Below are 12,456 nucleotides of genomic sequence, written 5' to 3' on the forward strand. Positions count from 1 at the left end.
GCGGTTCCAGACATAGTCCTGCTCCGCGATGATCCGCAGCAGCTTCGAGCGATTATGGTGGATTGCGTTCTCGCAGTTCGGCACAGGTGCACCTTCTCACCCGTAGCGATGCAGCCCCGCCCCATGCGACTTCAGCCAGGCCCGGGCTTCTTCGGTGCGGGGGCAGAGCTGGTGGCACAGGCGCCAGAAGCGGGGCGAGTGGTTCATTTCCTTCAGATGCGAGACCTCGTGCGCCGCGAGATAGTCGAGCACGAAGGGCGGCGCCAGGATCAGGCGCCAGGAGAAGGCGAGAGCCCCGGTCGAGGAGCAGGAGCCCCAGCGGCTGGTGGTGTCCTTGACGCTGATCGGGCCGTGCTTGACGCCGAGCGCCGCGGTATGGCGCACGACGATGGCCTGCAATTCGCGCAGGGCCTGCTTCTTCAGCCAGTCGGTCAGGCGGCGCGGCAGATGCTGGACATCGCCATGCACGACGAGGACAGGCGGGGAGCCAGCCTCGATTTTCACCGTGCCGCGCCCCTCGCGATGCTCGATGCGGTGCGGCACATCGCGGAAGGGCACCATGGCGCCATCGGCGAAGCTGACATCCTGGGCGAGCTTGGCAAGCTTGAGGGCGATCCAGCCGGCATGCTTGTCGGCGAAGGCCTTGGCGGTGGTCAGGCTGCCGCGCGCCGGCATGGAGAGCACGATGTCGCGCTGGGCCGTGCGCACCCTGAGCGTATAACGGCGCGCCGAAACCAGCCGCCGGACGGCGACCGGATAGGTCGTCGCCCCGATCCTGACGGTGATCTGCTCGGGTTGGGGCGTCGGATTGCGTCGAAACAGCGATATCATGCTCGAATCAGGTTTGAGCCGACATCATAACCCGGATTGCGGTTTTGCCGCGGCTGGCGTAGGGGCGAGGCTTGGCAAAGTAAGGCGCTACTTGCCTTCTCCACGAAGTGGGGAAGGTGGCCCGGCAAAGACGGGTCGGATGGGGTGTGGCGGGCAACGCTATATGTTTTCAAGGCCTGCACAACGGTCGTGCAATCTTGTCACCGTCGGTGCATTGCTCTCCACACCCCATCCGTCATTTCTTCGAAATGACACCTTCCCCACTTCGTGGAGAGGCAAGTGGTGCCTTTTCTATTGAGCCTCGGGTCAGTTCGCAGGCGAAGATCTGCGGTTCCACTCTCCCCAAAGGGGAGTGGTGCTCGTATTCACGGAGAATCTGCCATGCCTTCCGTCCCCACACCCTGGTGGCAGCCATCGACCCATCAGGATCGCCGGCCTTTCCTGATCGGGCGCAACCGGCTGATGACGGCGCTGCGCGGCTTCTTCACGGCTGAAGATTTCACCGAGGTCGACACGTCAATCCTGCAGATCTCGCCCGGCAACGAGGCACATCTGCATGCCTTCGCCACCGACCTGATCGATGCCGATCTTTCGGTACGCCGGTTCTATCTGCACACCTCGCCGGAATTCGCCTGCAAGAAGCTGCTGGCGGCGGGAGAAGAGCGCCTGTTCACCTTCGCCAAGGTCTTCCGCAATCGCGAACGCACGGGCACTCATTCGCCCGAATTCACCATGCTGGAATGGTATCGCAGCGGCGAGCCCTATCAAAAACTGATGGATGATTGTGCCCGCCTGCTGGCGCTGGCCGCCGAAACCGGTGGCCTCAAGCGCTTCCGCTATCGCGGCGTGGAGACGGACCCCTTCGCCGAACCCGAGAGGCTCGGCGTCGCCGAGGCCTTCGAGCGCTTTGCCGGCATCGATCTCCTGGCGACGCTCGATCGGGACGGCGGCAGCGATCGCGACGCCTTGGCCGACGCCGCCGTTCGGGCGGGCTTGCGAGTTGCTGCCGACGATACCTGGTCCGACATCTATTCCGGCGTGCTGGTGCAGAAGATCGAACCCCATCTCGGCCAGGGACGAGCCACCATCCTCCACGATTATCCGAGCGTGGAAGCGGCGCTGGCCCGCCGTACCGCCGATGATCCGCGCGTATCAGAGCGCTTCGAGCTCTATGCCTGTGGCGTGGAACTCGCCAATGCCTTTGGCGAGTTGACCGACCCCGACGAGCAGCGCCGCCGCTTCCAGGCGGAGATGGACGAGAAGGAGCGCGTCTATGGCGAACGCTATCCGATCGACGAGGATTTCCTGGCGGCTCTCGCCATCATGCCGCAGGCCAGCGGCATCGCGCTGGGCTTCGACCGGCTCGCCATGCTGGCGACGGGCGCCTCCCGCATCGACCAGGTGATCTGGACGCCGGTTGCGTGAGATTGTGAATAGCGGGGATAATCAGCGAAGCTGGCCACAATCTCGACAAAAGGAGCTGTGAGCTTCATCCCATGCCGTTGACGCGGCACGAACTTGATCCGCGAGAGACCTCATTGCACCCGCCGGCCGCCAGGTCGGCGGTTTTTTTGGGTGCGCGGTCCCAAGCGATTGCCATTCTGCCTCGTTGTCGAATATGAAAAGGGCCGGTGCTGAGACCGGCCCTTTCAGAATTCGTTCGTCGGCTCTTACGCAGCCGCATCCTTGGCACGATCGGCCTTCTTGCGCTCGTTGGGATCGAGGATGGCCTTGCGCAGGCGGATCGACTTCGGCGTGACTTCCAGGAGCTCGTCGTCCTGGATCCAGGCGATCGACTTTTCCAGCGTCATGCGGATCGGCGGCGTCAGGCGCACGGCCTCGTCCTTGCCGGCGGCGCGGACGTTGGAGAGCTTCTTGCCCTTGAGCACGTTCACTTCCAGGTCGTTCTCGCGGGTATGCTCGCCCACGATCATGCCCTGATAGACCTTCCAGCCGGGCTCGATCATCATCGGGCCGCGATCTTCCAGGTTCCACAGCGCATAGGCCACGGCCTCGCCGGCATCGGTGGAGATCAGGACGCCATTGCGGCGGCCGGCCACCTCGCCCTTGAAGGGGGCGTAGGCATGGAACAGGCGGTTGAGCACGGCGGTGCCCTTGGTGTCGGTGAGCAGCTCGTTCTGATAGCCGATCAAGCCGCGGGTCGGGGCGTGGAAGACCAGGCGCTGGCGGTTACCGCCGGAGGGGCGCATCTCGATCATCTCGGCCTTGCGCTCCGACATCTTCTGCACCACGGCGCCGGAGAACTCCTCGTCGACGTCGATCACCACTTCCTCGATCGGCTCGAGGGTCTCGCCGGTGGTCTCGTCCTTCTGGAAGACGACGCGCGGACGGGAGACGCCGAGCTCGAAGCCCTCGCGGCGCATCACCTCGATCAGGATGGCGAGCTGGAGTTCGCCGCGGCCGGAGACGATGAACGAGTCTTTGTCGGCAGATTCCTCGATCTTCAGCGCGACATTGCCCTCGGCTTCCTTGAGCAGGCGGTCGCGGATGACGCGGCTGGTGACCTTGTCGCCCTCGGTGCCGGCGAGCGGGGAATCGTTGACGGTGAAGGTCATCGACACGGTCGGCGGGTCGATCGGCTGGGCCTGCAGCGGCTCGGTGACTTCGAGCGCGCAGAAGGTATCGGCCACGGTGCCCTGGGTCAGGCCGGCAATGGCGACGATGTCGCCCGCCTCGGCTTCCTCGACCGGCTGGCGCTCGATGCCGCGGAAGGCGAGCACCTTGGAGACGCGCCCCTGCTCGATCACCTTGCCGTCACGCGACATCGCCTTGATCGCCATGTTCGGCTTCAGCGTGCCCGAGGAGATGCGGCCGGTGAGCACGCGGCCGAGATAGGGATTGGCTTCCAGGATGGTGGCGAGCATGCGGAAGGGGCCGGGCTCGACGGTGGGCTGGGCGACATGCTTGAGCACCAGGTCGAACAGCGGAGCCATGCCGGCGCTCTGGTCGGCGTCCGGCGAATTGCCCATCCAGCCCTGCTTGCCCGAACCGTAGAGGATGGGGAAGTCGAGCTGTTCGTCGGTGGCGTCGAGCGCGGCGAACAGGTCGAACACCTCGTTGATCACCTCGGTGGTGCGGGCGTCGGGCTTGTCGACCTTGTTGATGGCGACGATCGGCTTGAGGCCGATCTTGAGGGCCTTTGCCACCACGAACTTGGTCTGGGGCATCGGTCCTTCGGCGGCGTCGACCAGCACGATGGCGCCATCGACCATATTGAGGATGCGCTCGACCTCGCCGCCGAAATCGGCGTGGCCGGGGGTGTCGACGATGTTGATGCGGGTATCCTTCCACACCACCGAGGTGGCCTTGGCCAGGATGGTGATGCCGCGTTCCTTTTCGAGATCGTTCGAATCCATCACGCGCTCGGCCACGCGCTGGTTGTCGCGGAAGGCGCCGGACTGCCGCAGCAGCTGGTCGACCAGCGTGGTCTTGCCATGGTCGACGTGGGCGATGATGGCGATATTGCGAAGTTGCATAGGTTAAACCGGGTTCCTGGGCTGTGGCCAAGTGCGTCTAGACGGAACGCTCTTCTGCCCCAACTCGTTGTTTCCAAGCCAATCCGATGGTTTGGCTAAAGCGACTGCACGATTCCCGACGTTCCACCAAATCGCAAAACGCTTGAGCCGATGGCATCGGGCCGCGTCAAAAAGAGGATCGTCTGTCGGATTTTGCGCCGCAATATCACAGGAGAGGGGGGCGCGGCAATGGCGCAGCCGGCAAGTAACGGCGCAATCGTGCCTCTAGCCGTCCTTTTCCGGCTCGTATTCCAGGAATGTCGGCAGGTCGTCCGCCGTGGCGAACCAGGAAACCTGGCTACGGGTCCAGATATGCTTGCGCGGCGCCGCCAGCGAGGGATCGTCGAGCGTGCCGGCATTGATGCTGATCTCGGTCGGATTTTCGCGGAGCCGGAAGCCGAGCGAGGCACCGCAATCGCCGCAAAAATGCCGTTCCCCGAAGCTGGAGGAATGATAGACGCGCGGATCGCCCTTCACATAGGCGAAGGCCCCGGCGGCAAACAGCGCCCAGGGCTGAGCGGGCGCGCCGGAAATACGCTGGCAGATGCGGCAATGGCACCAGCCGGCATCGAAGGGCGCCTCCCGCGCCTCATAGCGGATCGCCCCGCATTCGCAGCCGCCGGTCAGCAAGGCCATGGCATCCCTCCCTCCGGGCCGACGATGCGCACGGCCTCCCCGCGCAGTTTACAGCTTCCTGCGATGACGGGGGAGGTGGGTTTTTTTAGGAACGATGTTCCGATGAAGACCTGCGGTATCGGCCCCTCATCGATGGGAACCGATACCGCAGGGGGCGGGCGAGCACTGGCTGACAGGGCGGAAAGCCTAGCGCTGCGCCACGAAGACCGCATTGTCGAGGACGAAGGAACCGTCGGCCTCAATGGCAAAGTGCTGGCGCACTTCCTCCGACATCGCCGCCTGCAGGGCACGGATGGCCTCGACGAAGACCGGCGGGGTACGCATGCGGGCGATCCAGGAGGAAAACTCCAGGGGCTGGTGCCCGGGCGTGGTCGCCCGCACCGTGAAGCCGGCGGCGGCGAGCATGGCCTGCCATTCCCGGATCGAGTAGTCGCGCACATGGGAAGGATCGCGCAGCATCTCGAACGCTTGCAGGAAGGTATCGCAGACGGTGCGTACCGGCGCGACGGCATCGGCCATCACCAGCCTGCCGCCCGGCTTCAACACGCGGAAGGCCTCGCGCAAGGCGGCCGGGACGTCACCCCAGTGATGGGCCGAATAGCGGCTCAGCACCATGTCGAAGCTGGCGTCGGCGAAGGGCAGCTGCTCGACCGTACCCTGGTGGGTGGCGATGTTGGCAAAGCCGCGCTTGGCGGCTTCCTCGGCGACCGCCGCCAGCATTTCCGAGGAGAGGTCGTAGGCGATGACCTCGGTGGCGACCGGGGCGGCCGCGAAGCTGACATGGCCGCCGCCGCAGCCCAGATCCAGCACGCGTTCGGGACGGGTGGCAGCAATCTCGTCGGCCACCAACCTGAGATCTTCCCCCCTGGCATGGACGGGACTGGCGACATAGGCGGCGGCCTGCGAGCCGAACTGGCTGCTGACCAGATTTTCCAGGGTGGCCGATCGGGCCATGACTCTGTCCTCCTTGGGGTTCTTCCGTCGATAAACGCATCGAATTGGCTCGACCTTTGTCATTGCCGGGCTTGACCCGGCAATCCAGTTCCTGCCCCGGATGTCGAGGGCGGGGCCTCTGGATGCCCGGGTCAAGCCCGGGCATGACAAGGGCGGTGCTTCAGTGATTTCCGGGCAATGCTCTATCGACTGGAACATCGTGGACCCGAACACACTGGAACGTCTCTAGGTTCTGATTTACACTGGTACCAGATCCTTTTTTATCCTGGTATGAAAGTTGCCATGACAACGGAGTCGGATCAGGCACGCCGCCAGCAGCTCGGCGAATTCCTGCGGTCCCAACGCGCCCGGCTCACCCCCGATCTCTTCGGCCTGCAGGGCGGGGCGCGACGGCGCACACCGGGCCTGCGGCGCGAGGAAGTCGCCCAGCTCGCCGGGCTTTCGACCACATGGTACACCTGGTTGGAGCAGGGACGGGATATTTCGCTCTCGGCCCACGCCTTGGGTCGGCTCGCCAATGTCCTGAATTTCTCACCCGCCGAGCGGGCCTATCTCTTCGATCTCGCCGGCAAGCGCGATCCGCAGGCCAGTGCCGAGGCTGAGCCGGCGGCCTCGCCGGCGCTGCTCGCCGCCCTCGAGACGATTGCCGGCCCCGCTTATCTGCTCGATCATCTGTGGAACGCACTCGGCTGGAACGCACGCGCGGCCGAACTCTTCACCGGTTGGCTCGATGGCGACCATGACCGCAATCTCCTCGCCTACATCTTCCTCAGTCCTGCGGCCCGGAACCTGATCGAGGATTGGGAAGGACGGGCCCGGCGGGTGATCGCCGAGTTCCGCATCGACTATGGCCATCATATCGAGGAGGAGGCGATGCAGGCCCTGGTCGGCAGCCTGGCGGCGCGAAGCCCCTTTTTCGCGCAAGCCTGGCCGATCCACAGCGTGATCGGTCGTGAAGGCGGGCTTCGGCGATTCAATCATCCCGTGCTCGGCGCGCTCGAATTCCAGCAGATCACCCTCAATCCGACGACGCGTCCCGACCTCAAATTCGTGATGCTGGTGTAGCTGGTTTGGGGGGGCGGGTCTTTGGACCCGCCCGACCTTCCAACGGGCGTCGTGATCCCAGCACTGCAGTTGCCATCTTCACTCGAAAGGGATTTGGAGTGTCAGCCTCCCGGCTGACATCTTGAAAACGAAGCGCTTGCTGGCGGATTGGGATGTCAGCCCTGCTCCATCACTTGATGGAGCTGTGGAGGCTGACACTTCGCGTATCCCGTTCCCTTTGGACAAATGCAACTAACGCAACTGTCGTGCCAGGCGGGTCCGAAGTCCCGCTTCCCAATTGCTCGCCTTGCCGCGGCCTCGTCGCTCGGCTAGGTTTCGGGCCGATTTCCCCAAGGGTATACCTCCATGTCCCTAGAGACCGATCTCCTGGTCGACAGGCGTGTCCTGCGCCGCAAGCTCTCCGTCTGGCGCGTGCTGGCGTTCCTGTTCCTGGCCATTACATTGGTGGTGGCCTATCTCGCCATTGCAGGCACAAGTGCCCTGCAGCATCGCAGCCCGCATATCGCCCGCATCAAACTCGACGGCTTCGTCGGCGACCAGACCGCCAACCTCAAGCTGTTCGATCAGATCGCCCAGTCGCAGGCCCAAGCCGTGATCGTGCGCATCAATTCGCCCGGCGGCACGACCTCCGGCGGCGAGGCGCTCTATGACGGCCTGCGCAAGCTCTCGGCCAGCAAGCCGACCGTGGCCTTCATCGATGGGCTGGGGGCGTCCGCCGCCTATATGGCCGCCGTCGGCACCGACCATATCGTGGCCCGGCGTTCCTCCCTGGTCGGCTCGATCGGCGTGCTGGTGCAATATCCCAATGTCTCCAAGCTGCTCGACAGCATCGGCGTCAGCGTCGAAGCGGTGAAGTCGTCCCCGCTCAAGGCGGCGCCGGACGGATTCACCCCGACCAGCCCCGAGGCACGGGCCGCCCTCGCCTCGGTGGTCAACGACACCTATGGCTGGTTCAAGAACCTGGTGAAGGACCGTCGCAACTTCGACGATGCCGGCCTTGCCGCTGTCTCCGACGGGCGCGTCTTCACCGGCAAGCAGGCGCTCGATCTCAAGCTCGTCGACGAGATGGGTGACGAGGCCACGGCGATTGCCTGGCTCGGTAAGGACAAGCCGGGCATGAAGGCGCTGCCGGTCGAGGATTGGGACAAGCCTTCCACCACTTCCTCCTTCCCCTTTGCGCGCACGGGCCTGGCCTGGCTTGCCGACAGTGTCGGCCTCGCCAGCCTGGGCGATGCCATCCGCTCCGCGCCTGAAACGCCTCCGGCTGCGCTTGACGGGCTTGTTTCGGTTTGGCACCCTTGAGCCACTCGTGTCTCACGGTCTGTCCGGACCAGCGTAGGGTGTCTAGCCAGGACGAAGGGCGGGGGAGCTTTTGGGTTCGATCCGCATCATGCTGTAAGGGAAGCTTGGACGCGATTCGCGTCGAGCGAACATAACTTCACAAGACCGGCGACTGACGGGAACGAAAATGATCAAATCCGAACTGGTTCTGAAGATTGCGGAAGCCAATCCGCACCTCTATCAGCGCGACATCGAGAACATCGTCAATGCCATCCTCGACGAAATCGTCAATGCGATGGCCAAGGGCGATCGCGTCGAGCTGCGTGGCTTCGGAGCCTTTTCGGTCAAGTCGCGTCCCGCTCGTATCGGCCGTAATCCACGCACCGGCGCGCATGTGCCGGTGGACGAGAAATTCGTGCCGTTCTTCAAGACCGGCAAGGACATGCGGCTGCGGCTGAACAAGTCGACGGCCTGACCGAGAGCAAAGCGCGCCTTGGCGAGAATGCTCGTTTGCTCTAACTCTCTGTTTGGATGCGTCTTCGTGATTCCTGGCGATGCCGGGAAATCGCAGGAGGCTTTTGCGATCATGCCGGAGCGGGGCAGGCCATGAAGCGCCTATTCTACTATTTCATCCTGGTCCTGGCCTTGATCGTGATGGCGGCCTTTGCCATCGCAAACAAGCAGTGGATCGCCGAAGGCGTCGCGCTCTCCTACGACCCCAGCGCACCGGGGGCTGAAGCCAGCACGCTGCATCTGCCGATGTTCCTGATTCTGTTCGGGGTCCTGGTCATCGGCATGCTGATCGGCGGCATCACGGTCTGGCTGAAGCAGAGCCGTTTTCGCCGTGCCGCGCGGGTTGCCCAGGTCGAGGCGGAGCGCCATCGCAACGAGCTCGACCGGCTGCGCAGCCAGGCGACTCCCGCGGCCGAATCGCGTGACAGCCACGCCGTCCTGCCCTCGAGCGTGCCGTTCTGACGCGCCTGCCGCGAGAGCAGACCTTCCCGTCCGCTCTCGGCCCCCCTTCATCGGATCCTGCCTGCTTCCCGCAGCCGGATCGGTTATAATGGCCGCTGCCGGCCACACGGCCGGACCTTTCTCGCTGCCTTGGGCGAAACAGCCATGCGCGTCATCACGGCCGATGAGATCGATGGCCTTCTCAGTTTTCCCGACCTGATCGAGGCATTGCGCGCGGCCTTTGCCGCCGACTTCGTCACGCCGCCGCGCCAGCATTTCGAAATCGGACATGGCGCCGATGCGGCCACCGCCCTGATCATGCCATCCTGGAGCGGCAACGCACCGGGGCCGGGCGCTTATTTGGGCACGAAACTGGTGAATGTGTTCCCGGCCAATGGCGCCCGCGGCCTGCCGGCCGTGCTCGGCACCTATGTGCTGATGTCGGGAGAGACTGGAGCGCCGCTGGCCGCGATGGACGGCACTCGGCTGACCCATTGGCGCACGGCTGCCGCCTCCGGGCTCGCTGCCTCCTATCTCGCCCGCCCGGAGGCGAGCCGCCTCGCCATGGTCGGGGCAGGGGCGCTGGCACCTTTCCTCATCCGGGCCCATGCCAGCCAGAGGCCGATCGGCGATGTAGCGATCTGGAACCACCGGGCGGAGCGTGCGGAAAAGCTGGCGGAGGACCTGGCGCTCCAGGGGATCGCGGCCCGCTACGAGCCGGATCTCGAACGGGCGGTGCGCACGGCCGACCTGGTTTCCTGCGCTACGTTGTCGAATCTGCCCTTGGTCAAGGGCGCCTGGCTGCGGCCGGGCATGCATCTGGATCTGGTCGGCGCCTTCAATCTGCAGATGCGTGAAGCCGATGACGAGGCCGTGCGCACCAGCGACCTGTTCATCGACACGCCGAGTGCCCTGACCGAAGGCGGCGACATCGCGCTCGCCCTCAGGGCCGGTATCATCGGCCGGGACGATATCCAGGCCACTCTCGCCGATCTCGCCCGTGGCAACCATGGCGGCCGGGCATCGGGCGAATCATTGACGCTGTTCAAGTCGATCGGCAGCGCGCTGGAGGACCTCGCCGCGGCGATCCTGGTGTGGCGCAAGACTGGCGGCGAAGGCTGAGCAGATGCCGCCTCAGGCGGCGTCGCTTTCCTGTTTCTGGTGCAGGTCGAGGGCCTCGCGCAGCCATTCCAGCCAGTCCTTGAGGGCACCGGCCTGGCCGGCTTCGAGGCCGGTGGTCGCGGTGATCTGGGCCGGCACGGCCCGGGCCTTCTCGCGCAGGGCCTTGCCCTCGGCAGTCAGGGAGATGCGGACCTGGCGCTCATCATGGCTGTCGCGCCGGCGCTTGAGCAGCCCCGCTGCCTCCAGGCGCTTGAGCAAGGGGGTCAGCGTGTTGGTTTCCAGGAAGAGCCGGGCGCCGATCTCGCCGACCTTGAGGCCGTCGCGCTCCCACAGGCAGAGCATGACCAGATATTGCGGATAGGTCAGGCCGAGCGGGTCGAGCAGGGGCTTGTAGGAGCGGCCAAAGGCATTGTTGGCGGCGTAGAGCGCAAAGCAAAGCTGGTTCTGCAGGAGCAGTGGCGTAAACTCGTTGGAAGACGGTTCCATCGGTGCCTCCTCTGGCGCAATGCATGTGACGCAACGTCTGGATGTCAGCAAATGCGTGACGCACTTTCATTCGTCGCGAAGCCGGCTGCAGGACATGGCCGGCGGCTGTCAGATGCGAATCATATCGCACGCGACAGGGAGGCAGAATCATTTTCGCAAGCTTTCCCGATAAAAATCGTCTCGGTTGCCAAAATAAATATCGCGTACGATATAAATGTGTGCGATATATATCGCCGTGTTCAACCCTCGAAGGGAGTTCTGTCATGAAGGTTCTCTACACCACCGCTGCCCGTTCCGATCACAATGGCCGTGACGGCGGCCGTTCCGGTACCGTGGATGGCCATTTCTCGGTCAAGCTCGATCTGCCCAAGGAGCTGGGCGGCGCCGGCGGCCCTGGCACCAACCCCGAGCAATTGTTCGCCACCGGCTATGCCGCCTGCTTCATGGGCGCGCTGCGCTTCGTGGCCGGCAAGGAAAAGGTCGCCCTTCCCGAGGACGCCAGCGTCACCGCCACGGTCGGCATCGGCCCGCGTGACGATGGCGCCGGTTTCGGCCTTGATGTCGCTCTTGCCGTCGCCCTGCCGGGCATCGAGCATGCCCGCGCCGAGGATCTCGTCGCCAAGGCCCACATCGTCTGCCCCTATTCGGAAGCGACCCGCAAGAATCTCGACGTCCGCCTCAGCGTGGTCTGAGACCGGCTCTTTCCCCGTCTTTGGCGGAAAACATAGTTCCGCCCGAGGCCCCCGGGATGGTCCGGCGCGGTACGGTCGTATCATCCCCCAATCGGGCACGCGGATCCTGTGGGCGACGCGTGCCTGCTCTCCGGAGGCCATGGCTGGCGTGCCGATTCGGCGCTAAGCAGGGAAGTCTCCTCGGAGTCCCCCCAATGTCGCTGCCTCGCCCCTGGCGTGAGATCCTGCCGCAGCTCCTGTCGACCGCTCTGATTCCGCTCACCGTGGCCGGAATCGGCTGGTACTACACGCGCTGGCAGCAAAATCTCGCCGATCTGCGCACCATGATCGACCTGATGACCGATGCCGCGCCGGAGAAGCGCAAATATGGCGTCGCCATGTTCGAATATCTCCTCAAGAACGACAAGGTGCCGGTGGAGTTCATCACCGCCCAGCTCGACTACGCCAATTCCTCTTCCGATCGCGATCTGCTGCCTTTGCTGGAGAGCGCGGTGCAGAAGGCGTCTCTGGTCAACAATTCGGTGAAGTCGGCCTATGAGGAGGCCACCGCCCGCCTGCCGAGCCGGGTCTTCGTGCATGCCCTCAATGATAGCCAGCGCCCCTGCGCCGGCATCCTGCTCGACGAGATGAAGGACGGCGACAAATCGGCCATCACCTTCCCGTCGGTGGTGCTGGCCAAATGGTCGGGCGAGACGCACGAGCTGCGCTATTTCAAGGCGTCCGATCGCAAGCGCGCGGAGGCCTTGGCCGAACTGTTTGCCACCGTCGGCCTGCAGCTCACCGCCAAGGACCTGTCGACGAGCTGGAGCGGGGCCCGCGATTCGCGCCCCAACACCTTCGAGATCTGGTTCGGCAATCCGGCGCTTCCGCCGAATTGCCTGCAGCCGCAGAAATAGGCG

General features: G+C 64.5%; 13 protein-coding genes. 8 read left to right on the plus strand and 5 right to left on the minus strand.

The features are described from left to right. Positions 1-96: 96 nt before the first annotated feature. Positions 97-831 (minus strand): M48 family metallopeptidase, encoded by a 735-nt coding sequence (locus tag ACIGJE_RS04600; protein WP_311939895.1) that lies wholly within the window; start codon positions 829-831, stop codon positions 97-99. 381 nt (positions 832-1,212) lie between these two features. Between ACIGJE_RS04600 and epmA the strand changes: the two genes are divergently transcribed. Continuing rightward, positions 1,213-2,256 carry an EF-P lysine aminoacylase EpmA gene (gene epmA / locus ACIGJE_RS04605; RefSeq protein ID WP_311939893.1) on the plus strand — a complete coding sequence of 348 codons (1,044 nt, stop codon included), beginning with the start codon at positions 1,213-1,215 and terminating at the stop codon, positions 2,254-2,256. Positions 2,257-2,501: 245 nt separating this feature from the next. On the opposite strand, the gene typA is transcribed toward epmA, so the two are convergent. From typA to ACIGJE_RS04620, 3 genes are all read right to left on the minus strand, one after another. Further along, positions 2,502-4,328: a translational GTPase TypA gene (gene typA, locus ACIGJE_RS04610; RefSeq protein ID WP_367623656.1), complete on the minus strand. Its 1,827-nt coding sequence runs from the start codon at positions 4,326-4,328 to the stop codon at positions 2,502-2,504. Between the two features lie 264 nt (positions 4,329-4,592). Beyond that, positions 4,593-5,003, minus strand: coding sequence for a GFA family protein (locus ACIGJE_RS04615; RefSeq protein ID WP_311939889.1), 411 nt, complete (start codon positions 5,001-5,003; stop codon positions 4,593-4,595). A gap of 186 nt (positions 5,004-5,189) precedes the next feature. Beyond that, the gene (locus ACIGJE_RS04620; protein WP_415084948.1) at positions 5,190-6,155 is read right to left on the minus strand and encodes a class I SAM-dependent methyltransferase; all 966 of its coding nucleotides are present in this window, start codon (positions 6,153-6,155) and stop codon (positions 5,190-5,192) included. Positions 6,156-6,239: 84 nt separating this feature from the next. Here ACIGJE_RS04620 and ACIGJE_RS04625 point away from each other — a divergent pair, with 84 nt between their 5' ends. The 5 genes from ACIGJE_RS04625 (at position 6,240) to lhpI (ending at position 10,379) form a co-directional block, all read left to right on the plus strand. Then, entirely contained in the window at positions 6,240-7,022 is a 783-nt protein-coding gene (locus ACIGJE_RS04625) for a helix-turn-helix transcriptional regulator (protein ID WP_311939886.1), read from the plus strand. Between the two features lie 345 nt (positions 7,023-7,367). Next, positions 7,368-8,324: a signal peptide peptidase SppA gene (gene sppA / locus ACIGJE_RS04630; RefSeq protein ID WP_415084951.1), complete on the plus strand. Its 957-nt coding sequence runs from the start codon at positions 7,368-7,370 to the stop codon at positions 8,322-8,324. A 166-nt stretch (positions 8,325-8,490) separates the two neighbouring features. Next, complete coding sequence (gene ihfB / locus ACIGJE_RS04635; RefSeq protein ID WP_311939883.1) at positions 8,491-8,778, plus strand: integration host factor subunit beta; 288 nt, start codon at positions 8,491-8,493, stop codon at positions 8,776-8,778. A 131-nt stretch (positions 8,779-8,909) separates the two neighbouring features. Next, positions 8,910-9,278, plus strand: coding sequence for a LapA family protein (locus tag ACIGJE_RS04640; protein ID WP_311939881.1), 369 nt, complete (start codon positions 8,910-8,912; stop codon positions 9,276-9,278). Positions 9,279-9,422: 144 nt separating this feature from the next. Further along, entirely contained in the window at positions 9,423-10,379 is a 957-nt protein-coding gene (lhpI, locus tag ACIGJE_RS04645; RefSeq protein WP_367623658.1) for a bifunctional Delta(1)-pyrroline-2-carboxylate/Delta(1)-piperideine-2-carboxylate reductase, read from the plus strand. A 12-nt stretch (positions 10,380-10,391) separates the two neighbouring features. Here lhpI and ACIGJE_RS04650 read toward each other — a convergent pair whose 3' ends face one another. Then, the gene (locus ACIGJE_RS04650; protein ID WP_311939877.1) at positions 10,392-10,865 is read right to left on the minus strand and encodes a MarR family winged helix-turn-helix transcriptional regulator; all 474 of its coding nucleotides are present in this window, start codon (positions 10,863-10,865) and stop codon (positions 10,392-10,394) included. A 263-nt stretch (positions 10,866-11,128) separates the two neighbouring features. On the opposite strand from ACIGJE_RS04650, the gene ACIGJE_RS04655 reads away from it, so the two are divergent. Both ACIGJE_RS04655 and ACIGJE_RS04660 read left to right on the plus strand, forming a co-directional pair. Further along, entirely contained in the window at positions 11,129-11,557 is a 429-nt protein-coding gene (locus tag ACIGJE_RS04655; RefSeq protein ID WP_068282400.1) for an organic hydroperoxide resistance protein, read from the plus strand. A gap of 194 nt (positions 11,558-11,751) precedes the next feature. Then, complete coding sequence (locus ACIGJE_RS04660; RefSeq protein ID WP_311939873.1) at positions 11,752-12,453, plus strand: hypothetical protein; 702 nt, start codon at positions 11,752-11,754, stop codon at positions 12,451-12,453. Positions 12,454-12,456 lie beyond the last annotated feature (3 nt).

This window comes from Labrys sp. E2SS-1L (assembly GCF_057073705.1).

Excerpts from the sequence above, each read along its gene's own strand:
- typA (WP_367623656.1), bottom strand. The coding sequence starts at position 4,328 with ATGCAACTTCGCAATATCGCCATCATCGCCCACGTCGACCATGGCAAG.
- ACIGJE_RS04655 (WP_068282400.1), top strand. The coding sequence starts at position 11,129 with ATGAAGGTTCTCTACACCACCGCTGCCCGTTCCGATCACAATGGCCGT.
- sppA (WP_415084951.1), top strand. The coding sequence starts at position 7,368 with ATGTCCCTAGAGACCGATCTCCTGGTCGACAGGCGTGTCCTGCGCCGC.
- ACIGJE_RS04625 (WP_311939886.1), top strand. The coding sequence starts at position 6,240 with ATGACAACGGAGTCGGATCAGGCACGCCGCCAGCAGCTCGGCGAATTC.
- ACIGJE_RS04650 (WP_311939877.1), bottom strand. The coding sequence starts at position 10,865 with ATGGAACCGTCTTCCAACGAGTTTACGCCACTGCTCCTGCAGAACCAG.
- ACIGJE_RS04620 (WP_415084948.1), bottom strand. The coding sequence starts at position 6,155 with ATGTTCCAGTCGATAGAGCATTGCCCGGAAATCACTGAAGCACCGCCC.
- lhpI (WP_367623658.1), top strand. The coding sequence starts at position 9,423 with ATGCGCGTCATCACGGCCGATGAGATCGATGGCCTTCTCAGTTTTCCC.
- ACIGJE_RS04640 (WP_311939881.1), top strand. The coding sequence starts at position 8,910 with ATGAAGCGCCTATTCTACTATTTCATCCTGGTCCTGGCCTTGATCGTG.
- epmA (WP_311939893.1), top strand. The coding sequence starts at position 1,213 with ATGCCTTCCGTCCCCACACCCTGGTGGCAGCCATCGACCCATCAGGAT.
- ihfB (WP_311939883.1), top strand. The coding sequence starts at position 8,491 with ATGATCAAATCCGAACTGGTTCTGAAGATTGCGGAAGCCAATCCGCAC.
- ACIGJE_RS04615 (WP_311939889.1), bottom strand. The coding sequence starts at position 5,003 with ATGGCCTTGCTGACCGGCGGCTGCGAATGCGGGGCGATCCGCTATGAG.
- ACIGJE_RS04600 (WP_311939895.1), bottom strand. The coding sequence starts at position 831 with ATGATATCGCTGTTTCGACGCAATCCGACGCCCCAACCCGAGCAGATC.
- ACIGJE_RS04660 (WP_311939873.1), top strand. The coding sequence starts at position 11,752 with ATGTCGCTGCCTCGCCCCTGGCGTGAGATCCTGCCGCAGCTCCTGTCG.